We start from the raw sequence: 25,320 nt of genomic DNA on the forward strand, positions 1-25,320 counted from the left end.
ATTGCGGGCCGTAACTCCGTTCGGCGCAAGGGTGTGGTCAAAATATTCGAGAAACTTTTCGACCGGTTGCCCATGCGTCAGGAGGGCCTATCCGCACCCTATCTGAAACATATCCAAGTCATATCCTGGACCTATCCGCGCATTCACATCTGCTGGTAGTAGGAGTGATAGACGGCGAGTTGCTGCGGGTGATGGAGGGGTGTCGATCTGGTAGCGCGATATTCGCCAGCTCGCCGAGGATGTGACTTGGATATGTTTCGGATAGGTTTTGGGTGTGGTTTGGATAGGGTTTGGATGCGTTTCGGATAGGGGTGTTCGGTGTCCTTGTGAGGTCGGAAGTTTTGATCGATCAAGGAGATCTGTGGTGACGAATACGCACGTCGTGAAATATGGGGTGCCGGTCGAAAAGCCGCGCTCGGCGCTGGCCGTGGTGCGGTCTGGTTTCGAGAAGATCGCCGCCGAGGCGCTGCCCACTGATCCGCGCCCGGTGCCGACACCCGCGCCCGTCCCCGCCGGTGCGGTGCGGACGTGGGGGCAGCTGCGCGAGCGGCTGTGGGACTCGGCGACGCCGATGGCCGAGGTCGACGCGATCTGGGTGTGGCTGATCGATAGGGTCCGCGCCGAGGGCGAGGGCGCGATGCTGGCCTGCGCCGGACTGGCCGCGCCGATGCTGTCGCGGACCGCAGGCGAGTACGCGACGCTGGGCCACAGCGCACGCCATGACATCGAGTCCGAAGTGCTGACCGCCTTCCTGGGGCACCTCCCGCGCGTCGGCTTGGATGAGCCGGGCGTGTGGCATCGGCTGCGGTGGGGCGCCTACCGCGCCATGCTCAAGGCGGCTTACCAGCAGCAAACCGGCGCGACGGTGGTCGGAGACCTCGATCGCGACCTCGCCCCGCTCGGTGAACGGGTGCAGGCGATCGTGGCCGGGCCGGGCCACCCCGAGACAGTCCTGGCACACGCCGTGGCCGCTGGAGTGATCTCGCACGAGGCGGCCGAACTCATCGCGGCCTCGCGATGGGAGGGGCGATCGCTGACCGCGCTGGCGGCCGAGCGCGGGGTGTCGCTGTGGAAGCTCCGCAAGGCGCGCCCCCGCGCCGAGCGCGCGCTGCTGGCGTGGCTGAGCGACCGCCGCCGGGACGTCGACCCGCAGCGGACGAGCACAGTCGAGGCCGAGGCGGTCACCGCGCTCGCGCCGCCCGCCCGGTCACCGCGGCGAGGTCGCCGGCCGAACCGGCACTCTGCGGCACCGGTGCAGTCGAGCACCGAGCACGGGCAGGAGGCTGCGGCATGAACGCGCACCGTGAACACCTCAGCCAGGCGCGGGCTTCGATTCGACAGCTGGTGCTGCGACGCCGGTGGCCGAGGATCCTCGCGGCGCTGGGCACCACTGTGGCGCTGCTGGTGCTCGTGGCCGGATCGGCGTCGGCCGCACCGCCGCACACCGAAGTACTGGCAATCGCTTCGTCGCTGGGTGAGGTGATCGACAACGCCCGCAACTGGATCGTGGGGATCCTCGCCGGGCTGGCGACACTGTTCCTGACCATCGCCGGTGCCCGCTATCTGCTCGGCGGCGGCGATCCCAGCGAGATCGAAAAGGCCAAGACCGCGTTCCGCGCCGCCTGCATCGGCTACGCGCTGGCGATGCTGGCACCGGCCATCGTCACCGTTCTCAAGTCCATCATCGGAGCCTGACCGTGAACACCTCGGCACAGGCCCCACCCGCACCCGTCCCCGTCCAGTACTCACGAACCGCGCGCACCGCTGCCGCCGTCGCAGCGGCGGTGCTCGCCGCGGTCCTGATTGCCGTCACCGGCGCTACCGGTGCCTCCGCCCAGTCCCCGACACCGACACCGACCGTGCCGGTGACCCCGACACTGGCCACACCCGCCCCGATAACCACACCACCGACCACGACAACTCCGCCGAGTCGGTGGGTGACCCCGCCCTCCACCACCAGCCCGGCCTCGCCGACCACGCCCGGCACCACGACCCCGAAGCCGACGCCGGGGTCGGGGTCGGGGTCGGCCGAGTGCGGGGTCACCAACATCAACGGGTGCGTGGAGAACGCGATCGACGGGTTCTTCCAGCGGATCGTCGAGTCCGCGCTCAACCCTCTGCTCGAACTGCTGTCGGAAACCCTGCTCACCACACCGGAACCGGGGCAGATACCGCAGATCGGTGTGCTGTGGAACCAGTCGTGGCAGATCGTCACCGCCCTGTACGTGCTGGTGGTGATGGCGGCCGGGGTGCTGCTGATGGCGCGCGAGACCCTGCAGACCCAATGGTCGATCCGCGAACTCGCGCCCCGGCTGGTGGTCGGGTTCGTCACCGGGGGACTGAGCATGATGATCGCCACGGCGGCGATCGGGTTCGCCAACGTCCTCGCGGGTGCGGTGGCCGGAGACGGTGTCGACTCCGGGTCGGCGGCCGATGCCCTGGCCGAGCTCGCGGTGACCAGCCAGAGCCACGGCTTTTTCCTGCTGCTGCACCTGGCGTTGGTGGTGATGCTGCTCGTGCTGCTCATCAGCTACGTCATCCGTGTCTCGATCACGATCGTGCTGATCGTGGCGGCACCGCTGGCGTTGATGTGTCACGCACTGCCCGGCATCGACGGCGTGGCGCGGTGGTGGTGGCGTTCGTTCGCCGCCTGCCTGGCGATCCAGGTCGTGCAGTCACTGATCTTGGTGACCGTGCTGCGGGTGTTGCTCGCCCCGGGCGGATGGCACCTCTTCGGCCCGGACGCCAACGAGATCGCCGACCTCACCGTGGCTCTCGCGCTGATGTTCGTGCTGATCAAAACTCCGTTCTGGCTGCTGTCGGTCCTGAAGATCGGCCAAGGCCGCAGCTTCGTCGGGTCGCTCGCGCGTGGCTTCATCGCCTACAAGACCCTCGGCCTGCTCAAAGGGGCCACCACCGCGAGCAGCGCCCGGACCGCCGCCTCGGCGACACCGGCCCGGCGCGGGCCACGTCCCGCCCGTGTCGCGCGCACGCCTCGCACCGCCACTGGCAGCGGCGGACCTGTCGACCCGTATGCGCGGGCGCGCTCGACACGCGACGGACAGCTCATGCTGCCCTTGAAAGGAGTGCGCCGCGTCGCGCGGGAACCCAGCCCGACACCGGCCGACCCGGCGGGTACCACGCCTCCTCGCCCGTCCCGGACGCCGCGTGGACGGCAACTCGCGTTCGACTTCACCCCGCCGGACCCGTACCGGGGCATCCGGGCCGGGGCCGGAGGCCAGTACCCGCTCCCGATCCCGGTGCGCCGTGTCCGGCCCACACCACCGCCACCGGCTCCGGTCCCGCCACCGGAACGCCCCGGCCCCCGGCGGCGGCCCGAACAGCTCGCGTTCGATTTCACCGAACCCACCCCGGCCGATCCCTACGCGCGTCTTCGGCCGACCCGTAGCGGCCAGTACCCGCTGCCGTTCCCGGTCACCCGGGTCAAACCTGTTCCGCCGCCGCCGAACCCACCGCAGCCACCCGCGCCCGCCCCGGCGCGCCCAGCGGGGCGGCAGCTGCATCTGCCCATGCCCGATCTGCCCGTGCGCCGCCGCGCGCCACGCGCACCGAGAGGAGGCACCCTGTGATGAGCACCATCGTGCGCATTCCCGCCGACGTCGACCGCTCCGACCGCATCCTGGGGCCGTTCACCGCCCGCCAGCTCGCCGTCCTCGCCACGGCGGCCCTGCTGCTGTACTCGGGCTGGGCCGCGACCAGGACGGTCATCGCTCCGGCGGTGTTCGTCACCGTCGCGGCCCCGGTGTTCGTCGTGGTCGCGGTCGCGGTGCTCACCCGCCGCGACGGGCTGTCGGCCGACCTGCTGCTCGTGGCCGCGATCCGCCACCGCTACCGCCCACGGCACCTCGTCCGATCACGCGGAAGCACCCGCGCCGAGACGCCACGCTGGATCACCGCCCGTGCCCATCGATCCCGGCCTCGCCCACCCGTCCCCGCCGAGTTGTCCGCGAATCAGGTACGCCTGCCCGAGTCGGTGTCCAACAGCGGCAGCGGTGCTGTCGGGGTGATCGACCTCGGCGCCGACGGGCTCGCCGTCATCGCGGTCGCCGGAACCCTCAACCTCTCGCTGCGCACCCCGGCCGAACAGGACAGCCTCGTCGGTCAGCTCGCGGGCTGGCTCCACACCCTGCGCCAACCCGTACAGATCCTCGTGCGCTCGGCGCGCCTGGACCTGACCGAGCACATCACCGGTCTGCACACCGCCGCCGAGCAGATGTCACCCGACCTCGCCGCTGCCGCGCTCGACCACGCCGATCACCTCGCCGAACTGACCGCACGCGAGGACCCGACCCACCGCCAAGTGCTGCTGATCTGGCGCGAACCCACCGAGAGCCTGGCCGCCACCGGGCTGCGTGCCAGGTTGCCCGGACGGAGCCGAGCACGGCGCGCCCTGTCGACCGGCGCTCGCCGAGCGGCCGAGTCGCGGTTGCTGCGGAGGATGAACGAGGCCGCCGATGTCCTTTCCCCACTGGGTATCTCGGTCACCGCCCTCGATGACGTGGCCGCTACCGCCGTACTGACCAGCTGCACCAACCCGGAGGGCCTCGTCTCGGCCGCCGCCGACATCGCCGCCGCCGACGTGATCATCACCACCGATCCCGACACCCGGGCACCGGACCCGTTCACCGGAGAGGGCCTCGACCGGTTCGCGCCGGAATCACTCACGATCGGTACCCGGCATCTGGAGATCGGGTCGGACTGGACCGCGACCCTCGCGGTCACCGGCTACCCACGAGAAGTGACCGCCGGCTGGCTCGCGCCCCTGCTCTCGCATCCCGGCCGGGTCGAGGTCGCGGTGCATATCGACCCTATCGACCCGGCCACCGCCGCCACCCGGCTGCGCCGCCAACAGGCACGCCTCGAGTCTTCCCGTATGCACGACGTCAGCCGAGGCCGCCTGACCGACCCGCAGGTCGACGTCGCCGTCGAGGACGCCGCCGACCTCTCGGCCCGCGTCGCCCGCGCCGAAGCGCGCCTGTTCCGGGTCGGGGTGTATCTCACCGTGCACGCCGACACCGAGGCCGAGCTGGCCGACGAGGTCGCCGCCGTGCGGGCGCTGGCGGCGAGCCTGCTCGTGGACGCCTGCACGCTGTCCTACCGCGCCGCTCAAGCGTGGGTCACCACGTTGCCTCTCGGGCTCGATCTGATCCGGGTGCAGCGGACCTTCGACACCACCGCCCTCGCCGCGGCGTTCCCCTTCGACTCACCACAACTACCCGCCGCCGACCCGGCACAGGCCGACCGCCCGCAGGGCGTTCTCTACGGCCGCGACGCCGCCTCGGGGCTGTTGTTCGTGGACCGATTCGCCCCCGAAGCCCACAACCACAACCTCGTCATCCTCGGCCGCAGCGGCGCGGGCAAGTCCTACCTGGTCAAAACCGAGATCCTGCGCTCGCTGTATCGCGGCATCGAGCAGGTCGTCATCGATCCCGAAGACGAATACCGGCGCCTCGCCACAGCGGTCGGCGGCACCCACATCCGCCTCGGCACGACCGAGGGGCGACTCAACCCGTTCGACCTGGAAGTCCACACCCGCCCCGACGGCCGCCGCACCGCCCCCACCGACGCCCTCACACGACGGAAACTGTTCCTGCACACCCTCGTCCAAGTCCTGCTCGGCGACCAGAACCCTGCGCAGCGGGCAGCATTGGACACGGCCTTGGCGGCGACCTACGCCGCTGTCGGAATCACCGATGATCCAGCCACCTGGACTCGGCCCGCCCCGACGCTGAGCGGGCTAAGTGAGCAACTGGGCAGGCTCGCCGCTCCCGCCGCCGGGGAGTTGGCCGCTGCCCTGCACCCGTACGTCGGTGGCGGGGCCTACGCCGGGTTGTTGGACGGGCCGACCACCACCGACCCCGAGGGCGGACTGATCGTGTTCTCCCTGCGCGAGCTCCCCGAGGAGCTGAAGACGATCGGCACCCTGCTCGTACTGGACGCGACCTGGCGGCGCGTGTCGAGCCCAGCCGATCGACGGCCCCGCATGATCACCGTGGACGAAGCGTGGCTACTCATGCGCCAACCCGCCGCCGCCGAATTCCTGTTCCGGGCCGCGAAGAGCTTCCGCAAACACTGGGCCGGGCTCACCGTCGCCACCCAGGACAGCGCCGACGTCCTCTCCACCGAACTCGGGCGCGCGATCGTCTCCAACGCCGCCACCCAGATCCTGCTGCGCCAAGCCCCACAAGCCATCGACGAAGTCGCCGCCGCGTTCCGCCTCTCCGACGGCGAACAACAGTTCCTGCTCGCCGCCGGGCGCGGCAGCGGTCTGCTCGCGGTCGGGGGCACCGACCGCGCCGTGTTCGGGTCGCTGGCCTCACCCACCGAAAACGCGCTCATCACCACCGACCCCGGCGAACTCGCCACCAGCGCCGATCCCGGCGACACCGACATCGACCTCGACCGGATGCCGCCGCTGGCCCCACTCACCGAACCCGGCGACACAGAGGCCGGGACCGCAGACCTCGCCGACGACAGCGGGGAAGAGATAGCTCTCGACGGGCGCGCGGCATGAGCCATGCCCTGCCACACCAGCATCTCTGGACGCCCACACCCCAGCGCCGTCGCCGGTCGCGGGCTACACGCACACACCGCAGCCGGGACCGAACCCGGTTGCCGCGCCCGCCGCCCCGAATGCGCGTCTACCGCCAATTGCGGGGCGGCCGGATGCCCCGGGGTGCCCGGCCCGGGATCGGCGGCGCTACGGCCCGACGCGAGTCTCGCCGAACATCCCGCAGGCACCCGGCATCTCACCCCTCGCCGTCTCACCGACCTCCTCCAGCACCGCCCGCCCGTCTCTCGAGATAGGAACTCCGATGCCTGACCACGAACCCACTACCCCCGCTGCCAGCGCCGCACACCCCCACCGGCGCAACGACTGGCTCACCACCGCCGAACTGGCGCAGGAATACAAGCTCAACATCGGCACCCTGCGCTACTGGCGGCACATCGGCTACGGCCCCGCCTCCTTCGCTCTCGGCCGCAAGATCTTCTACCGGCGCACCGACGTCCAGGCATGGATCGCCGAACAGGAACACCAGACCCGGCGCGGCGGCACCACCACCGGCGACTGATTCGACTCCAGAATGAACGATAAGTTTCTAGAAAGAAATGGTAGCGTGTGTTCCCGTGGAACAACGCAACGAGCAGGACCGGTCGCTCGAAGACTTCGAGGACATGACCGTCGATGAGCGCAAGGAGGTGGCTCGGCAGATCTCGGCCGAACGGAAGAACCGCAACATCACCCAGGAAGACCTGGCACGCCTGGCCGGGGTGCCAGCCAAGACCATCAGCAATCTGGAGACCGGCCGGACACCACAAGCGGCGACGCTGCTCAAACTCACCCGAGCGCTCGACAACAACCCGCGCGGCAAGCCCGACGACACTAGCGCCTTACGAATGTTCACCGATGTGACGGCACCAATGTATCTGCAACTGTCCGAGCACGGCCGCGCACAGGCCCTGCGCGAGATCGTGCTTCTCCTCGGCGCGGCGCTCGACCACGAACGCGGCGGACAACCCTAGAAACAAGTCGGCCCCCGCCGGTTTGTCCCGCTGTTAGCAGCAGCGGGCGACGGAGGCCAACACCACTACACCCTCCAAAGGAATAGAGGCATGGTTCAGAGTAGACGTGGCCGCCCGGAACTGGACCCGGGCACTGTCCCCGAACCGAACGTGAAACCGCACCCCACGCTGCCGGGTGTGTGGACGGCATCGGGACGGCCCCGCGATTGGAACGGCAACTACCACCGCATCACCCGCTCATCCCCGCCGGAGACCGACAGCCGGGGCCGCGCCAAACCGGACCGGACCGGCGAACGCGCCCGCCGCGCCTACTTCGATGCCGCACAAGAGTGGATCGACTCCTCGGTCACCCTCGCCAGCACGCTGACCAAACGTTCCACCCTCGCCCAAGCGTGGGCCGCGTACAAGGACGATCTGCGCACGCGCGGACGGCTCGAGGAGACGATCAACAACTACGAGCCGATGATGCGTGACACCGTGATCCCGAAGTACGGACGCCGCGAGATCGGCCTGATCAACACCGCCGTTATCGAAGACATGCTCGGCCACGTAGCCCGAGAACGCGGCGGCAGTGCCCCGCGCATCCTGAAGGAGAACATCCTGTCGGGGATGTTCCGATTCTGCATCCGAGTCGGCGCACTTCCGTCAGGCAACCCGGTCCGCGAAGCGCTGCTGCCGAAACCGGGCAACTTCTCCCGCCGCCGTGGCGGTGCCGCATTCATCGACTCCGTGACGGTGGGGCGCATCTTGTTCGACGTCTACACCTCCGACGCACCATGCCCCACCCTCGACAAGCGCGTGGGCAAGCGGGCGTGGAAACACCGGGTGCCCACCGTTGCGGAGTTCTGTGAGTCCTACGATCTCGCCGATTGGGTGGTGTTCGTCGCCGCGACCGGATGGCGGCTGGGCCAGACACTGGGCGTGTGCGAGTCCGACATCGACTTCGACACCGGGATCCTCACCCCACGCGGCGCAGTCCGCACCCGCGGCGGCTCCGCGCAGGTGTGGACCGACTACACCGCACACGACGCCGAAGACCTGAACCAGGACAAGTTCATCACCAAATCCGTTCAGCTGCCGCGAGTGGTGCTCGATATACTGGCTGCCCGGATACGCCGGTTGAAGAAGGTTCGGTTGGCGCTGCCGCCGCGCCCGGAAGATGCGGACTGGCCCGAAGACCTATTGTTCTTCGATCTAGACGACGGCGGGCCACGCAACCTCAAAAGCATGGGCCGACGCTGGCGGCGACTGGCCGCCGCGCTCGGGCTACCCGAAGGCGTCACACCCCACAGCTTGCGCAAACACCTCGGCACCGAAGGCATCTCAGCCGGACTCGACGTCACCAAGGTCGCCGACCAACTCGGCAACACCTCCCGCGTACTGCGCAAATCGTACGTGCGGCGACACCAGCCACACGCCGACGTGACCGCACTCATCGGTGACAAGATCGGCCCCGCACTCAACGAGGTCGCACGCCGCCGCTCCGGCTAGATCGCGTATCGAACCAAAATGAGGGGTGGCGACCCCGAAAGTTCGGGTGAAACAACATCCGACCGCTACCGATAGTTTAAGCACAGTCGATTAGCCCGCTTCGCGCCGACAAAGTGGCTGCTGGTGTCAGACGCGGCCGTGCTCTGGCAACGATCGCTAGCGGAGGATAGGCGTGAGCGAGGAAAGTCCAGGGTCTACATGGCGGTTGGCCGATTTGCTGCGCGAGAAGCATCGCTGTGCCCCTGCGGCCGGGGTCGGTTGGGTGCCAGGCCGAACCGGTACTGAGGTATGTCTTGACATGACCTCTGGGCGTGATTGGCGTTCTGGTTCTGGTCCTTCTGGCGCTTGGATGCAGCATTGACGACTATCTTGTTCGCAATCAACTCCGCGGCCACGCGGCCGTGGGCTAACGACACCGACAGACCGTCGACCCATGGAGACCTTTCGCTCGGACAGCCCTATCAGGAGTGTTCTAGTGACTATGCGACCAGTGTGATCGGCACCCGGACCACGACGCAGCGGTGGCGATCTGCGTACTCAAGTACTTCTCGATGTCTGGCAACCGCAAACGATATGAGGACCTAGGCTCGACCATGGATGCAATACACGCTGCATGCCAACAGATCTCGTCTACTTCCACACACGGCGGGAGAAGTTGGTCGACATTCAGAACAGGTCAGTGATCTTGTCAAGCGCGACCGGATGGTGCCGGGAGAAGTCGAGGTGAACGAGTGAGAACACTGCTGCAACGGTTTCGTGATCGCCGCGAGGCGACCGAGGCGGCTGGCGGTCGCCTGTTTCCACTTAGTTCGGTGTACCAGCACGAAGAGCACCAGCTGTATGCCGAGCACTTGGAGGCGGCGTTGACCGAGCCATCAGTGCGCAACATTGCGCTCACTGGGCGGTATGGAGCTGGCAAGTCGAGCGTGCTCGATGAGACCGAACGTCGTCATGGGCGGCGAGTGCTGCGGGTGTCGTTGTCGAATCTGGGTGTGGCTGAAGGGGACGAAACCCTGACGAACCGCATCGAGAAGGAGTTCGTCAAGCAACTCCTACACCGCGAGGTGCCACGCCGGGTGCCGCAGTCGCGGTTCCGTCGTATCTCGACCCGGTCGTTCGCTACATCGTTCTTCGTCACGCTATTTCAGGTCGCTGTGGGGGGCGTTGTGCTGTGGTTATTGCTGGGAAAGGTCGACCTGAAGCCGATACAGGGCGACCATCGCTGGTGGGTCCTGGCCCTCGCATGGACGGGTTTGATCGTTTGTATTGTTCTAGCGTTGACCTGGGCGCGCCTAGCTACCAGAAATTATGTGGTCTCACAATTTTCCGCGGCCGGGACGTCGGTGACATTGACCAAAGCCGACAGCACCTACTTCGACGAGTTCCTCGACGAGATCGTGTATTTTTTTGCGCGCGTGAAGGTCGAGATCGTCATCCTTGAAGACCTTGACAGGTTCAACGACCCGCACATCTTCCAGGCTCTGCGTGAACTCAACACCGTTTTGAACTCGTCCAAGCAGATCCGTCGTCGTCCGATCCGGTTCATCTACGCGATCCGTGACAGCGTCTTCGAGAATATGGGACATGACTCCAACCACACCAGGGACGCCGACGATACCGCCGTCGCTGGTTGGGATGCGGTAGACGCCGAGTTGGTGCTTACCAACCGAACGAAGTTCTTCGACATCGTCATCCCTCTGGTCCCGTTCATCAGCCACCACAACGCTCGCGACCTACTCGAACGCTTGATGAAAGCCGACGGCCCGACGCAGGTCTCAGGCGAACTCATCGACCTGGTAGCGCGCAGGCTGCCCGACATGCGACTGCTGACAAACATCCGCAATGAATACTCAGTGTTTGCACACCGCCTTATCACTAACAACAAAGGCGTTGGAGACCTGAGCCCGAACAAGCTGTTCGCGATGGTGGTGTACAAAAACGTGCACTTGCAGGATTTCGAGCAGATCATGCTCGGCAAGGGCAACCTCGACAAGCTCGATACGGCTCGCCGCAACTTAGTTCGCTCCGCGATCGCCTCCTGCGAGGACCGTATCCGCGACATCAACAACAGCTCAGCTACCACGACAGCTTTGCAAGCGCGGCTGGGAAATTTACGCGACCAGCTGGAATGGCTGGTGGAGTCGATGAGACGAGCTACCACCCAACAGGAAAGGCACTCTGGGTACGTTATCGACGGCGAATACCACAATCCCGATGCGGCCCAGTCGATTGACTTCTGGGAGAAGCTTTTTGCCACCTCCCAGCCATGGGGCATCACGTTCACTCAGTACAGCAACCGCCGCGAAGTCCGAATGGATCGAAACGATGTACAGAAACTTGTCGTCAATGAACTCGACCTCGAGGCTTGGACAGCGCACGCGACCGCAGAGCTTGCCCGAGAGAAAGCGGAACTGGACAGCAAGCTTGTCCGGTTGCGACATGCCGACTTCGTCACCCTGCTCGAGTTGAGCGAGTTCACGCTCAACGACGACGGCACTCCACGAAACTTCGCGACTCTCATGGACGAGCTATTGGATTCCACTCTCGCCGCCGAATTGATCGCCAACAACTACATCGACCCGTACTACGGCGTGTACGTCTCGCAGTACTACGGCGGCCGAGTCAGCGCGAAGGCCATGAAGTTCTTGATGAAGAACGTCGGCAACAACACTCCCGAAATCCACGGGGAACTCACCCCAGCCGACATCGACGCGGTACTTCGGGAAACAGACGGGTCGTTCATCAACGACCTCAGCGCCTACAACATCGACATCCTTGATCATATACTTGCCCAAACCACGACACTCGACTCGGGTCCGCTCGCATTGCAGCCGCTGGCGGACGTATTGCTCGAGCACATCATCACCCGCCAAGGTGACCTTGAGCGCGAATTCCTGAACTCCTACCTTACCGGTGGTCACCAGCAAGACGCAGTCGTCAAGTGGCTGACGCAACACTGGCCCGCGGTGTTTACCTTCTTGGTTCGTGATGCACAGCTCGACATCGACAACCGAGTGAAGTTCATGAACACCGCACTCCTGAACGTCGATGCAAGCACGCGCTACACCCTCGATGAGGACGTGCGGGTCTTCCTCGACCGCCATTATGGCGAGATCCATGCGATCACCGGAGACCACCCCGATACGGTTACCGACGCCACTGCATATCTGCTGGACGAGGCGGACTTCGTATGCGAGGATCTTGCGCTCGTCTGTCCACGGATGCGCCACCAGCTCGTAGTCGCGGATCGGTACACACTCACCGCAGCAAATCTGAGAGCTGCCACAGGTGCAGCCACCATAGGGCTGGACGTGCTGCGCGTCTGCAACTCCGACGTTTACGCCGACGCACTCGCTGACCCCGCTGCGTACCTGTCCGCATACCTCACTGATACCGACACTGAGTTCACCATCACCGACCCCGCAGCGTTCGCCGCTATTCTCAACGACCTCGCGTCCACCGCAGATGACGAAAGGAATGCCTCGACGAACCCGTGGCTTCCCGGGCACATCGACAACCTCATAGCGAACTCGGCAGCTGCGTGTCGCATCACGAACCTGGCCGATGAAGTCGAGGAGCCGCTGTGGTCGACTCTTGCTCAGATGTCACGGTTCGACGCCTCCCTCACCAATGTGCACACCTACATCTCCAAGGTCGGGTCGATCGACGATGCGCTCGCTGCACTCCTCGTCCAGGCGGGTGCCATCGACTGCACCGCCGAACAGCCACAAGTCACCGACGCCGGCGAGGCAGATCCGCAGGAGTCCTCGAAGTTCGCAGACATGAAGATGTCCGTAGCCCTTGCCGTATTGAACGCTTCGTCGACGTTGCCGGATGCCGATTTTCGCACCCACCTGGTGAAAGAGATGGACCTCACGGAATGGGTGGAGGTGACCGAGGTGACGGCTGAGCATGGTCGACTGCTGGCACTCCTAGTCGAGCGACGCATCTGCGCCGACTCCGCTGCTACCTTCGCACACTTTCCGTGCGAGGACTGGGACACGCTTCGCCCCGGAATCCTTGCCTCGGTCGAGTTCGCCGAATTCGCCGACCCGTCCTTCATCGGGGAGTCCGCAACCGAGCAAATCTTCGCCAACGCCGGATCCAGCATCGACGACGCTATCCCTGACAAACTTCTCGAATCGCTTGCGGCATATACACCAACCAGCTCACGCGCCGCACTCCTCGCGGCCAGTCGATACGCGCTTCGCAGGAATTACCATGTGAAGCGGAGCGAGATCGAGCGTATCGCGGTGGCCACCCACGACGCAGACGTCACGGTCAGGCTGCTAGCACTCCTGAACGAGGACGAAGTCACAGCGCCCGAAATCGAGCAGATCTTGACCCAACTCCCGGGGGACTACCCGTTGTTGAACCAACTGGGGAAGAAGTTTGAGATGCCCAACGATCCTGCCCACCGCGCGCTGCTGTCTCGATTGCAACGTGATGGCTGTATCGAGAGTGTTCGGCAGCGTCGCACCGCGCGTGACAAGGTCATGGTCACCACGAAGAACTAGGGACTGCCGCACGGTCCACACTGTCCATCCGATCTCTCGTACTCTCTTACGCGCCACGTCAAACAGGTCTACTTAAGTGCGAACAGCAATCCTAAGCGGCACCAACCCTCACTGTTGTCCGCCCACGAGTGGATCGACGGCGACAGATCGCGGCGCGCGTCGGATCCGTGCTGCCCACCCGTCTTCCTCGTCACCCCGGCTCGAAGGGGGTGAGATCAACACACTGCGTTATGCAACAGGGTCCCAGACACACGTCGGCCGGATTCTTGACAAGTAGATGGCAATTGGCCGCAGGTCACACGGTACTGTCGGCCCCATGGCCAGCGGTGACGCGTTTGGAGAGCACACTGGTAACTCACCGGGTACGCCCAAAACCCGAGTAGCACTCGACGCAGGACCTGAACGCAAATCCCGCGCCACCCGACTGGTACGGCCTAAATACTCGGAGTGGCGGGAATGGGCATGATGCGGACCACGGTCGTGGTGGTCCCGCCGACCACGAACCACAGCCGCAACACCGGCTGGCCGGTCCGATCCCCGGGTTCGTACCGGCTGCGCACGCTCACGTGCTGGCGTGCCAGCACCGGCGCCACGTATTCGATCACCGCGCGGTGTGGACCCGCGAGCAGTTTGGGATATTCGACCAGGAACTGTTCCACCGCTTGCCAGTAACAGGCGTTGTTGACGTGGTTGTACTGGTCGATATCGGTGGCCCGCACCGGGAACGGTAAGTCGGTGTCCGACTCCGGCGGTGTGGCGTCGGTCAGGTAGGGCCGCCACCGCAGGCGGTGTTCGGTGGACGTGCGGGCGAGGTAGGCGAGGCCCTCGTCGCTGATCCGCGCGGGCATGCCGGTGGACTCGCTGATATTGATCCAGAAGCCCTCGGTCTCGATCAATCCGCCGTTGCCGCTGGTGATCCGCACACGCATATTGGTCCACCGGGTGGACATCGCCGAGCACCACCGCAGCAGCTGCACGTCGTCCGGCCACAGGATCGGCCGGATGACGTCGATGACGGTGCGCCGGACGATCCAGTTCGGGTCCGACCGGTGGAAGAACGTGCTGTGCAGGTTTTCCCAGGCGATATCTTGCAGGTAGCGGGCGACGGCGTCGAACCGCAACCGGTCGTAGGGATCCACATCGCCAGCCCGGATGGGCCACGCCGAAGCAAAGCCCATGCCCTCCTCGGGAAGCGGGGCGAGTGGCTGATCGAGTGACACTTGTGCTCCTCGCGCTGCACGGTGTGCCGCGTTTTCTTCGTGCGGTGCTGTTGTGACGACTTTACGGGGCGTACGTCACACCCTCGCGTCGAGCCGTCCGTACCTCCTTAATAGTCCGTCTGCGGGGATCTGGGCCAGCAAAAACGGGGTCTTGCGCGCGCGAGAGAATCCGACGCACGGTCGCGGCGGCTCGGCGGGCCTGAAGCATGGCCGTGCGCGGGGTCAGTACCCCTGGTACGCGCCGCCCGAGTTCACGGCAGCGACACCCGGGACGTTGCCGAGCGAACCATAGCGGTCGATCGAGTACCGCACGCCGGCGATGATGTTGTCGACCGGGTTCCAGACGTCGTCGTGGCCCGGCGCCTTGTACGCGTTGAACGTGCTGTCGATGGTCTGCATCAGACCCTTCGACGGATGCCCGGCCACCCAGTTGCTGTCCCAGCGGTTCTCCGCGTATGGATTGCCCGCGGATTCGTGCTCGATGATCAGCGCGATGGCCCGCTCATCGATCTGCGCTGGGTCGTACCCCATCGCGATGAGCTTCTGCTTCGCCTCGGCGATCCACTGCGCGACGTCACCGGTCGGCATGGGCCCCGACGGCGCGGACGAACTCGTACCACCGTGATACGGCGTGCTCGACGAGGTGCCGTGCGGCGACCCGGAGTTGTGGTGCCCGGACGTCAGCTGGCTCGATTGGTGCGACGACGGTGCGGCGACGGGGGTCCCCGATGCGGCGGCCGGTGCGGTGGCGGCGGGCGTGGTGGGGGCCGCGGGCACGTTCGCGCTGGGCTCGCCGAGCCCGGCGAACGCCGCCTCCAGTTTCCCGGCCGCGCTCTCGACCTGCGTCTTCGCTTGGTTCGCCACGTCATCGGCGGTCTTCAGGGCGTTGGTCAGCTCCCACGTCCGCGAGGCCGCCTGTAGTGCTTCCTGGAAGACGAGCCCTTCGACGTCGGCTTTGTCCGCGTGCGAGCGCAGATAGTCGATGCGCGTCTTGGCGTCCACGGTGCCGTTGGGCGCTACGTCGAACGGCGGCGTCTGGTTCAGCGCGTCGTCGCGCAGGCTCAATACCTTGGCTTTCGCTTCGGCGAGGTTCTGCACCTGGGTGGTGAGCGCCGTCTTCAGCTCGAGCAGGGCGGCGCTCACCGCGGAAGCGCGGGTCTTCTCGGTCTGCATCCTGGCGTTCGCGGCGTTGCCAGCGGAACCGGACCACTGCTCGGCGTCGGCGAGTGCTTTCGTGTCGTCCGCGCCCTTGCCGACCGCGGTGTCCAGGCCCTGCGACATCCGTTCGGCGAGCGCGCCCGCCGCCGTGAGCTGCTCCGGCCGCCAGTTCTCGACGTCTGGGATGCTGAGCGTCATGGCACCTGGAGTCCTATGGTGCGAAGTTTCGCCGCGAAGTCGTCCTCGACCAGCTCGTACTTTCCCGCCGCGTTGTGCAGGTTGTCGGCGACCGTGCTGAGCCGCGAGCCGATCCGCTCCAGGCAGCGGTGCGCGGCGTCGTTCGCGCGCTGGGCCGCAGGGCCGAACTCGGTGCCTGGCAGCGCCCCGACGACGGCACCGAGACTCTCGCCGCCGCCGAGGTCGGCGACCGAGGTGGCCTCCGTACGGAGAGTCTGCGCGAACGAGCGCAGCGCCGCCGGATCGACTTGCATCGTCGTCGCAGGTTGCGATTGGTTTTGCTCGACCATGAATCCCCCTTCCCTCCCGACCGCGAGGTCGCGGCCAGCATAGCAAAATCGGGCGTCCGGACGGGCGTCGTCGGACCGCGCCGGTTATGTTGTCGGTGTGGCGCCGGCCGCGGATCAGGCCGGTGCGAGGACAGAGAGGTCGGCACATGCGCGCAGCCCAGGTCAGCAAGCTGGAAGGCCCGGAAGCGATCCGGATCGTGGATATTCCGGAGCCCGCGGCTTTCCCGGGCGGGGTCGTGATCGACGTGCACGCGGCCGGTGTGGCCTTCCCGGACGTGCTGATGACGCGCGGCCTCTACCAGATGAAACCCGAACTGCCGTTCGTCGTGGGCGGCGAGGTCGCGGGCATCGTCCGGGAAGCGCCCGAGGACGCGCACGTGCGACCGGGTGACCGGGTGATCGCGCTGACCATGCTGGGCAACGCGCTGGCCGAGACGGCCGTCGCGCCCGCGCAGATGGTGTTCCGGCTCCCCGACAACGTCTCGCTGGAGGCGGGCGCGGGCATTCTGTTCAACGACCTCACCGTGCACTTCTGCCTGCGTACCCGGGGCAGGCTGGCGGAAGGTGAGACGGTGCTCGTGCACGGCGCCGCGGGCGGCATCGGCACCTCGACGCTGCGCATGGCGGCGGCGCTCGGGGCGGGCCGGGTGATCGCCGTGGTGAGCACCGAGGCGAAGGCCGAGGTCGCGCGCGCCAACGGGGCCACCGACGTGGTGCTGACCGACGGCTGGCTGGCGGCGGTGAAGGAACTGACCGGCGGCCGCGGCGTCGACATCGTGCTCGACCCGGTCGGCGGCGACCGCTTCACCGACAGCGTTCGGTCGCTCGGCTCGGCGGGCCGGTTGCTGGTAGTCGGCTTCACCGCGGGGGAGATCCCGACCGTCAAGGTCAACCGGCTGCTGCTGAAGAACGTGGAGGTGACCGGCGCGGCGTGGGGCGAGTGGGTGATGTCGCATCCGGGCTATCTGCAGGAGCAGTGGGCCGAGGTGGAACCGCTGCTGGCCTCCGGCAAGATCGCCCCGCCGGAGCCGGTGCTGTACCCGCTGGACAAGGCCGCGGAGGCGGTCGCCTCGCTGGACAACCGGACGGCCACCGGCAAGGTCGTGGTCACCCTGCGCTGAGGCATTCCGGCCGCGTCATGAAGCTGTCCAACCGGGTACTGAACCGGACCCTGCTGGCTCGCCAGCATCTACTCGAGCGCTCGCGGTTGACGGTGCACGAGATGTGCGACCATCTCGTCGGGTTGCAGGCGCAGGATTCGCTGCCGCCGTTCGTCGCATTGTGGAGCCGCGTAGCGGATTTCGATCCGGCGACGGTCTCGGATGCGCTGGAGGACCGGTCGTTGGTTCGGATCACCCTGATGCGCGGCACCATTCACCTGGTCACGCCGCCCGACGCGGTGCGGATCGCGCCGCACATACAGCCGGAACTGGAGAAGGTGCCGTTCCGGAATGGTTTCAACTACGGCGCCATGGTCGGACTGGATCCGGAGGAGGTGCGCGGGCACGGCGAAGCCGCGCTCGCCGACGAGCCGACGTCCGCGGCGGACCTGCGCGCCCGCGCCGCGGAGTTGTACCCCGACCGCGACCCTGGCGCGGTGCTGCAGACCTGGCTGTACCAGCTCCCGGTGTTGCAGACCCCGCCGCGCGGCAAGTGGAAGGACAACAGCAGGCCGATCTGGTCGCGGGTCGAGCCTTGGTTGGGTGCGCCGCTGGACCCCTCGTATCCCTTGGCGGAGTTGATCTTCCGCTATCTACGTGCTTTCGGGCCTGCGAGCACCATGGACATGCAGACCTGGTCGAAGTTGCTCGGCATGAAGCAGGCCGTCGCGGAACTGGGCGACCGGGTGCGCACCTACACCGACGAGCGCGGTCGGACGCTCTACGACATCGCCGACGGTGAACTTGCCGATCCGGACATTCCCGCCCCGGTGCGGCTGCTCGGCTGGTACGACAACGCCTTGCTGTCGCACCAGGATCGGACCCGCATCGTGCCCGACGGCGCGGCCCCTCCGCTGCGCGCCTTCGCGGCTCAGGTCTCGCCGGTGCTGGTCGACGGCTTTCTCGCGGGCATGTACAAGATCTTCACGAACGCGGGAACCGCCCGGCTCCGCATCAGTCCGACCCGGAACTGGACCGGGGCGGAGCGCGCGGATGTCGAGGCGGAGGCGCATGCTCTGCTCGCCTTCTTGGAGGCGGACAAGCAGGGCAGCGTGGAAATCCTCGACGTGCACGCCGGCCTGCGCCCCTGACCGGGGTCGCTCACTGCTCGCGGGCTGGTCGGTAGGCGGGCGCTTTGGTCGTCCCGGTCGGGCTCAACGTGCGCAACAGGGGCAGCGCCCGGCGGGACACCACGGTGGAAAGAACGATGACGCTGTGCGAGCGCACCACCGAAGAGGTCCGGTCGATGCTCAGCAGCACGGCCTGCAACCCCGCGTGCGAGTCGGCCCCGATCCGGCACAGCACGTCGCCGGTGCCGGTCGTGGCGTAGGCCTCCAGCACGCCGGGGATGGCGTCGAGCTCGGAGGCCACCGCGTCCAGCGCACCCTGGGCTATCTCCAGCGTGACGAAGGCCTGCACGTCGAACCCCGCGGCGGTGACATCGATCTGCGGGTCGTAGGAGGCGATCACGCCGGACTCCTCCATGCGCGCGATCCGGGACTGCACGGTGGCCCTTGCCACTCTGGTCCGCCGGGACAGTTCGAGAATGCCCGCCTTCTGGTACTCGTGCATCGCGGACAGGATGGCGAGATCGAGTTCGTCGAGCTTCGCCGATGTGCGCGCCATGCCGGCCTCCGTTCGCCGCACCGGGCTCGCTGCCCGGCCCGCTCATGCTATTCAAATTGTCCAGCATGGCCCGCCACTTCCTAGCCGAATTCGCCACACTGACTACCGGGAATCGGCGCTGTTGCCTAGCCGACGGAACCGGCGATTTCCTTGGAACATGACCATCGAGCACCTGCCGGACACCCGGTCCGGCGCCGTTCCCAGCGACGGCGAGCTGCGCACGCTCGTGGGGCTGGTGGACCACGACAACAGCGGTGACCCGTTCCCGGTCATCGGGTGGGACGCTCTGGTCTGGGCGGTGGGCAACGCCACCCAGACCGCGCACTTCCTGGAATCCGCCTTCGGCATGCGGTTGGAGGCGTACTCCGGTCCGGAGACCGGCAATCGCGACCACAAGGCATTCGTGCTGCGTAGCGGTGCGGCGCGTTTCGTGATCACCGGAGCGGTGCACCCGGACAGTCCGCTGGCCGCCCATCACAATCGACACGGCGACGGCGTGGTGGACATCGCGCTCGAAGTGCCCGACGTCGACCGCTGTGTGGCGTGGGCGCGCACCCACGGCGCCACCGTCCTGGTCGAACCGCACGACGAGACCGACGACTTCGGCACGGTCCGCTCGGCCGCGCTGGCTACCTACGGCGACACCAGGCACACCCTCGTCGACCGTTCCGGCTATTTCGGGCCCTACCTGCCCGGCTATGTCGCCCGCCGCTCCAACTACCAGCGGCGCGACGGCGCGCCCAACCGGTTGTTCCAGGCGATCGATCACGTCGTGGGCAACGTGGAACTCGGGCGGATGGACGAGTGGGTCGAGTTCTATCGGCGCGTCATGGGTTTCACCAACATGGCCGAGTTCGTCGGCGACGACATCGCCACCGAGTACTCGGCGCTGATGAGCAAGGTCGTCGCCAACGGCAACCATCGGGTGAAGTTCCCGCTCAACGAGCCCGCCGTCGGCAAGAAACGCTCCCAGATCGATGAGTACCTGGAGTTCTACCGCGGCCCCGGTGTCCAGCACATCGCGCTCGCCACCGGCGACATCCTCGGTTGCGTGGACGTTTTGCGCAGGGAGGGTGTCGAGTTCCTGGAGACGCCGACGGCCTACTACGAGGATCCCGAATTGCGCGCCCGCATCGGCCGGGTCCGTGTCCCGGTCGAAGAACTCCAGCGGCGCGGCATCCTCGTCGACCGTGACGAGGACGGCTACTTGCTGCAGATCTTCACCAGACCGCTCACCGACCGCCCCACGGTCTTCTTCGAACTCATCGAACGCCATGGCTCCCTCGGTTTCGGCAAGGGGAACTTCAAAGCTCTGTTCGAGGCGATCGAACGCGAACAGCAAGCCCGGGGCAATCTTTAATCGGAGCTCGCGCAGCTATGGCCGGCCCGGCTGTCGCGGGCAGCGCTGCCCGGCCGTGTTCGCCGGACGGTCCGCCCGGAGCGCAATCGGTAGAGTTCTTGCCATGCGGATCAAGTCGGCGGTCGTGACCGCGGCAGCCTTGGTGCTCGCACTGGCGGGTTGCGGTTCGAGCGGAGACTCCGAGGACCCCGGTCCGTCGCGGCCTGCGCCCAAAGTGGTGGCCATGGGTCCGTTCGTCGGGGAGTGTGGGCACGTGACCGACGACGAGGTGCGCGCTCTTGGCGGGCTCGGCCGGATCTCCGGCGTCTTCCGCAATGCCGTCGGCTGCAATTGGCAGTCGGCCGGCATCGGTTCTGCCAGTATCACTTTCGCTTCCTATCGAGGGAGTCCGATCGAGCGTGAGCGGGCGTGGGTGACCGTGAACGGCCGAGCCCCCGATCCGATAAAGGTCGGTGGGCGCGAGGGTTTCGCCGCCTTGGATCCGAGTGGACAGATCTGCGACCTCGCCGTGCAACTCGGTGACGACTTCTTCGAATGGTCGACGAACATCGGAAATTTCAGCACGGGCTCCGGCAACCCGTGCGACCGCAGCCGTGCTCTCGCCGAGCTGACTCTGCAGCGGATGCAGTGAGGGGGAGGGCATGAACGTGCGACGAGTCCTGCGCGGGCGAGGCGCGGTGGCCGCCGCGGCGGTAGCGGTGGCGCTGTCCGTGGGCGGCTGTAGTCAGGTGGTGCCCGGTTCGCCGCAGCCGGTGGGCGGAAGCCAGCCGGTCAACACCAGGCTGGACAAGTTGCTGCGCGAATGCATGATCCTGTCCGAGGAGCAGATCGGCAAGGCCGTCGGCGAGGGTGTCACGGTCAGCGAGTCGTTCTTCGGCGCGGTGTGCATGTGGGATCTGATCGGCGCGCCCGGCGGCAACGGGATGGCCACGCTCAACTGGTACGAGAACGGGACGCTGAGCAACGAGAAACAGACGAACAACAAGCTCGGCTACGAGACCACCAACATCACCATTCAGAGTTCGCTGGCATTGCAGATACGCAGGCCGAAGGACCCTGATTCCTGCGGCGTGACGGCGAGTGCGCCGGACAACGGCGTGATCGGCTGGTGGATCAACTACCGCCCCGGCTCGGCGCATCCCGACCCGTGCGACGCGGCCAAGAAGCTGATGGAAATGACCTTGAACCTGGCCAGGTAGACGATCTTCGAACCGACCCACTTTGACCCTGTGTCCCGGCCACGGGTATCGTGGACCGCTGTGCCCGGAAGCATGCGGGCAAGTTCGTGCGTGACCGTAGGCCAGCGAGAGCGGCCGACGAATCCAGCGTGCCCGGAATAAGGGCTCCGCGCCGCGCGCGACACGCCCGACCTCGGGACGCGAGAAACGTGGCCGGACGTGCGAGTGAAAGCTCGATGACAGCGGCGTGAACGACGGGCCTCGAAGTGGAAGCTTGTCTCCACGAAGGGCCCCGGGAACGCCGCGAACTTAAAACAGACACCAAGTCCACACACCGCGTTAACTAATAAGGAAAGCCGGTCTATGCCAACCATCAACCAGCTGGTCCGCAAGGGTCGCCGCGACAAGGTCGCCAAGACGAAGACCGCGGCCCTGAAGGGGAGCCCGCAGCGTCGTGGCGTGTGCACCCGCGTGTACACCACGACCCCGAAGAAGCCGAACTCCGCGCTGCGCAAGGTCGCGCGTGTTCGCCTGACCAGCTCGGTCGAGGTCACGGCCTACATCCCGGGCGAGGGACACAACCTGCAGGAGCACTCGATGGTGCTCGTGCGCGGCGGTCGTGTGAAGGACCTCCCCGGTGTTCGTTACAAGATCATTCGCGGCTCGCTCGACACCCAGGGTGTGAAGAACCGCAAGCAGGCCCGCAGCCGCTACGGCGCCAAGAAGGAGAAGAGCTGATATGCCACGCAAGGGCCCCGCACCCAAGCGTCCGCTGATCAACGACCCGGTCTACGGTTCGCCGCTGGTCACTCAGCTGGTCAACAAGATCCTGCTGGACGGCAAGAAGTCCACCGCCGAGCGCATCGTCTACGGTGCGCTGGAGCAGGCGCGCGAGAAGACCGGCACCGATCCGGTCGTCACCCTCAAGCGCGCGCTGGACAACGTGAAGCCGTCGCTGGAGGTGAAGCCCCGCCGCGTCGGTGGCGCCACCTACCAGGTGCCGGTCGAGGTCCGTCCGGGCCGCGCCAACACTCTGGCCCTGCGCTGGCTGGTCAACTTCTCGCGTGCGCGCCGGGAGAAGACCATGGTCGAGCGTCTGGCCAACGAACTGCTCGACGCCAGCAACGGCCTCGGCGCCTCGGTCAAGCGCCGTGAGGACACCCACAAGATGGCCGAGTCCAACCGGGCCTTCGCGCACTACCGCTGGTGACGTCTGCCCGGCCCGTCGTCTGGGTCGGGAGGCACAGCCGGAGGCGGCACTCACCGGCCGCTTCCGGCGTTGACATAGAGGCGACCACAGGGTCGTCCCCGATAATCCCAACTAGCTACGAGCGGGGAAGATTTCCGTGGCACAGGACGTGCTCACCGACCTGAACAAGGTCCGCAACATCGGCATCATGGCCCACATCGATGCGGGCAAGACGACCACAACTGAACGCATCCTCTTCTACACCGGCATCACCTACAAGATCGGTGAGGTCCACGACGGCGCTGCCACGATGGACTGGATGGAGCAGGAGCAGGAGCGTGGTATCACCATCACCTCCGCGGCTACCACGTGCTTCTGGAACGACAACCAGATCAACATCATCGACACCCCCGGGCACGTCGACTTCACCGTGGAGGTGGAGCGGTCGCTGCGCGTGCTCGACGGCGCCGTCGCGGTGTTCGACGGCAAGGAAGGCGTCGAGCCGCAGTCCGAGCAGGTGTGGCGTCAGGCGGACAAGTACGACGTGCCGCGGATCTGCTTCGTCAACAAGATGGACAAGCTCGGTGCGGACTTCTACTTCACCGTGCAGACCATCAAGGACCGCCTCGGCGCGAAGCCGCTGGTCATCCAGCTGCCGATCGGCGCGGAGGACACCTTCGAGGGCATCGTCGACCTGGTCGAGAACAACGCCAAGGTCTGGCGCGGCGAGACCAAGCTCGGTGAGCAGTACGAGGTCGTCGAGATCCCGGACGAGCTGAAGGAGAGGGCCGAGCAGTACCGCCAGGAACTGCTGGAGACCGTCGCCGAGTCGGACGAGGCGCTGCTGGAGAAGTTCTTCGGCGGCGAAGAGCTGACCATCGAGGAGATCAAGGGCGCCATCCGCAAGCTGACGGTGACCTCCGAGCTCTACCCGGTGCTGTGTGGCTCGGCGTTCAAGAACAAGGGCGTGCAGCCCATGCTCGACGCGGTCATCGACTACCTGCCCTCGCCGCTGGACGTGGAGGCCACCACCGGCCACGTGCCCGGCAAGGAAGAGGAACTGCTCACCCGCAAGCCGAGCGCCGACGAGCCGTTCGCGGCGCTGGCGTTCAAGATCGCGGTGCACCCGTTCTTCGGCAAGCTGACCTACGTCCGCGTGTACTCCGGCAAGGTCGACTCCGGCGCCCAGGTCATCAACTCGACCAAGGGCAAGAAGGAGCGTCTGGGCAAGCTGTTCCAGATGCACTCCAACAAGGAGAACCCGGTCGGCGCGGCCTCGGCCGGTCACATCTACGCGGTCATCGGCCTCAAGGACACCACCACAGGTGACACCCTGTGCGATCCGCAGAACCAGATCGTGCTCGAGTCCATGACCTTCCCGGACCCGGTCATCGAGGTCTCCATCGAGCCGAAGACCAAGTCCGACCAGGAGAAGCTGGGCACCGCGATCCAGCGTCTCTCCGAAGAGGACCCGACCTTCTCGGTCAAGCTCGACCAGGAGACCGGCCAGACCGTCATCGGCGGTATGGGCGAGCTGCACCTCGACATCCTGGTCGACCGGATGAAGCGCGAGTTCAAGGTCGAGGCGAACGTCGGTAAGCCGCAGGTGGCCTACCGCGAGACGATCACCAAGCCGGTCGAGAAGCTCGAGTTCACGCACAAGAAGCAGACCGGTGGTTCCGGCCAGTTCGCGAAGGTGATCATCGCGCTGGCGCCGTTCGTCGGCGAGGACGGCGCGCACTACGAGTTCGAGAACAAGGTCACCGGTGGCCGCGTGCCGAAGGAGTACATCCCTTCGGTGGATGCCGGTGCCCAGGACGCCATGCAGTACGGTGTGCTCGCCGGCTACCCGCTGGTGAACCTGAAGGTCACGCTGCTCGACGGCGCCTACCACGACGTCGACTCGTCGGAAATGGCGTTCAAGATCGCGGGCGCGCAAGCGCTCAAGGAAGCGGCTCGCAAAGCCGGTCCGGTGATCCTCGAGCCGATGATGGCGGTCGAGGTCACGACGCCCGAGGACTACATGGGCGACGTGATCGGCGACCTGAACTCCCGCCGTGGTCAGATCCAGGCCATGGAGGAACGCAGTGGTGCCCGTGTCGTCAAGGCGCTGGTTCCGCTCTCGGAGATGTTCGGTTACATCGGTGACCTGCGGTCGAAGACCCAGGGCCGGGCGAACTACTCCATGGTGTTCGACTCGTACGCGGAGGTTCCGGCCAACGTGTCGAAGGAGATCATCGCCAAGGCGACCGGCGAGTAATGGCTCCCGGGCGTTTGTAAACCCTTTCCCCGTTGTCCGCGGGGATGACCCCCGCACTGCTGCAATTGCACGCACCAACAAGTCCAGGA

21 protein-coding genes are annotated in these 25,320 nt (G+C 66.3%); 16 read left to right on the forward strand and 5 right to left on the reverse strand.

Features of this window, described 5'->3' with window-relative positions; genetic code table 11:
• Positions 1–364 precede the first annotated feature (364 nt).
• A complete protein-coding gene (locus tag AB0L97_RS27115; RefSeq protein WP_364434703.1) occupies positions 365–1,294 on the forward strand; it encodes a hypothetical protein in 930 nt (309 codons plus the stop codon).
• The gene (locus AB0L97_RS27120; RefSeq protein ID WP_364434706.1) at positions 1,291–1,695 is read left to right on the forward strand and encodes a pilin; all 405 of its coding nucleotides are present in this window, start codon (positions 1,291–1,293) and stop codon (positions 1,693–1,695) included. The genes AB0L97_RS27115 and AB0L97_RS27120 overlap by 4 nt, the downstream gene beginning before the upstream one ends.
• Here AB0L97_RS27120 and AB0L97_RS27125 read toward each other — a convergent pair.
• Positions 1,682–2,050, reverse strand: coding sequence for a hypothetical protein (locus AB0L97_RS27125; protein ID WP_364434709.1), 369 nt, complete (start codon positions 2,048–2,050; stop codon positions 1,682–1,684). The genes AB0L97_RS27120 and AB0L97_RS27125 overlap by 14 nt on opposite strands.
• Before the next feature lie 10 nt (positions 2,051–2,060).
• On the opposite strand from AB0L97_RS27125, the gene AB0L97_RS27130 reads away from it, so the two are divergent.
• The 6 genes from AB0L97_RS27130 to AB0L97_RS27155 all read left to right on the forward strand — a co-directional run bounded on the left by AB0L97_RS27130 (position 2,061) and on the right by AB0L97_RS27155 (position 13,553).
• Positions 2,061–3,590, forward strand: coding sequence for a hypothetical protein (locus tag AB0L97_RS27130; RefSeq protein ID WP_364434712.1), 1,530 nt, complete (start codon positions 2,061–2,063; stop codon positions 3,588–3,590).
• Positions 3,590–6,535, forward strand: coding sequence for a PrgI family mobile element protein (locus AB0L97_RS27135; RefSeq protein WP_364434715.1), 2,946 nt, complete (start codon positions 3,590–3,592; stop codon positions 6,533–6,535). Before AB0L97_RS27130 ends, AB0L97_RS27135 begins: the two co-directional genes overlap by 1 nt.
• 301 nt (positions 6,536–6,836) lie before the next feature.
• Positions 6,837–7,094: a helix-turn-helix domain-containing protein gene (locus AB0L97_RS27140; RefSeq protein ID WP_364434718.1), complete on the forward strand. Its 258-nt coding sequence runs from the start codon at positions 6,837–6,839 to the stop codon at positions 7,092–7,094.
• Between the two features lie 55 nt (positions 7,095–7,149).
• On the forward strand, positions 7,150–7,545 hold the full coding sequence (locus AB0L97_RS27145) for a helix-turn-helix transcriptional regulator (protein WP_364434721.1): 396 nt from the start codon (positions 7,150–7,152) through the stop codon (positions 7,543–7,545).
• Between the two features lie 90 nt (positions 7,546–7,635).
• On the forward strand, positions 7,636–9,036 hold the full coding sequence (locus tag AB0L97_RS27150) for a site-specific integrase (RefSeq protein WP_364434724.1): 1,401 nt from the start codon (positions 7,636–7,638) through the stop codon (positions 9,034–9,036).
• 731 nt (positions 9,037–9,767) lie between these two features.
• Positions 9,768–13,553: a hypothetical protein gene (locus AB0L97_RS27155; RefSeq protein ID WP_364434727.1), complete on the forward strand. Its 3,786-nt coding sequence runs from the start codon at positions 9,768–9,770 to the stop codon at positions 13,551–13,553.
• Positions 13,554–13,987: 434 nt separating this feature from the next.
• Here the strand turns inward: AB0L97_RS27155 and AB0L97_RS27160 are convergent, their stop codons facing one another.
• From AB0L97_RS27160 to AB0L97_RS27170, 3 genes are all read right to left on the reverse strand, one after another.
• Entirely contained in the window at positions 13,988–14,773 is a 786-nt protein-coding gene (locus tag AB0L97_RS27160; RefSeq protein ID WP_364434730.1) for an acyl-ACP thioesterase domain-containing protein, read from the reverse strand.
• Between the two features lie 222 nt (positions 14,774–14,995).
• Entirely contained in the window at positions 14,996–16,129 is a 1,134-nt protein-coding gene (locus AB0L97_RS27165; RefSeq protein ID WP_355080033.1) for a transglycosylase SLT domain-containing protein, read from the reverse strand.
• Entirely contained in the window at positions 16,126–16,458 is a 333-nt protein-coding gene (locus tag AB0L97_RS27170) for a type VII secretion target (protein ID WP_364434735.1), read from the reverse strand. Before AB0L97_RS27170 ends, AB0L97_RS27165 begins: the two co-directional genes overlap by 4 nt.
• A 146-nt stretch (positions 16,459–16,604) precedes the next feature.
• On the opposite strand from AB0L97_RS27170, the gene AB0L97_RS27175 reads away from it, so the two are divergent.
• Complete coding sequence (locus AB0L97_RS27175) at positions 16,605–17,579, forward strand: NADPH:quinone oxidoreductase family protein (protein WP_355080029.1); 975 nt, start codon at positions 16,605–16,607, stop codon at positions 17,577–17,579.
• Between the two features lie 17 nt (positions 17,580–17,596).
• Positions 17,597–18,709 carry a winged helix DNA-binding domain-containing protein gene (locus tag AB0L97_RS27180; protein WP_364434739.1) on the forward strand — a complete coding sequence of 371 codons (1,113 nt, stop codon included), beginning with the start codon at positions 17,597–17,599 and terminating at the stop codon, positions 18,707–18,709.
• Positions 18,710–18,719: 10 nt separating this feature from the next.
• Here the strand turns inward: AB0L97_RS27180 and AB0L97_RS27185 are convergent, their stop codons facing one another.
• A complete protein-coding gene (locus AB0L97_RS27185; protein ID WP_355080025.1) occupies positions 18,720–19,244 on the reverse strand; it encodes an Lrp/AsnC family transcriptional regulator in 525 nt (174 codons plus the stop codon).
• A gap of 157 nt (positions 19,245–19,401) precedes the next feature.
• Here AB0L97_RS27185 and hppD point away from each other — a divergent pair, with 157 nt between their 5' ends.
• The 6 genes from hppD to fusA all read left to right on the forward strand — a co-directional run bounded on the left by hppD (position 19,402) and on the right by fusA (position 25,231).
• Positions 19,402–20,604, forward strand: a complete 1,203-nt coding sequence (gene hppD / locus AB0L97_RS27190) for a 4-hydroxyphenylpyruvate dioxygenase (protein WP_355080023.1) — start codon at positions 19,402–19,404, stop codon at positions 20,602–20,604.
• A gap of 103 nt (positions 20,605–20,707) precedes the next feature.
• Positions 20,708–21,235: a DUF3558 domain-containing protein gene (locus AB0L97_RS27195; RefSeq protein ID WP_364434744.1), complete on the forward strand. Its 528-nt coding sequence runs from the start codon at positions 20,708–20,710 to the stop codon at positions 21,233–21,235.
• A gap of 10 nt (positions 21,236–21,245) precedes the next feature.
• The gene (locus AB0L97_RS27200; RefSeq protein WP_355080019.1) at positions 21,246–21,803 is read left to right on the forward strand and encodes a DUF3558 domain-containing protein; all 558 of its coding nucleotides are present in this window, start codon (positions 21,246–21,248) and stop codon (positions 21,801–21,803) included.
• A gap of 342 nt (positions 21,804–22,145) precedes the next feature.
• Complete coding sequence (gene rpsL, locus AB0L97_RS27205; RefSeq protein WP_039801925.1) at positions 22,146–22,520, forward strand: 30S ribosomal protein S12; 375 nt, start codon at positions 22,146–22,148, stop codon at positions 22,518–22,520.
• A gap of 1 nt (position 22,521) precedes the next feature.
• Positions 22,522–22,992, forward strand: a complete 471-nt coding sequence (gene rpsG, locus AB0L97_RS27210) for a 30S ribosomal protein S7 (RefSeq protein WP_014353063.1) — start codon at positions 22,522–22,524, stop codon at positions 22,990–22,992.
• Between the two features lie 136 nt (positions 22,993–23,128).
• A complete protein-coding gene (fusA, locus tag AB0L97_RS27215; RefSeq protein WP_355080017.1) occupies positions 23,129–25,231 on the forward strand; it encodes an elongation factor G in 2,103 nt (700 codons plus the stop codon).
• Positions 25,232–25,320: the final 89 nt, after the last annotated feature.

The sequence above is a fragment of the Nocardia sp. NPDC051911 genome (genome assembly GCF_040681035.1).
Lineage (GTDB): Bacteria > Actinomycetota > Actinomycetes > Mycobacteriales > Mycobacteriaceae > Nocardia > Nocardia sichangensis.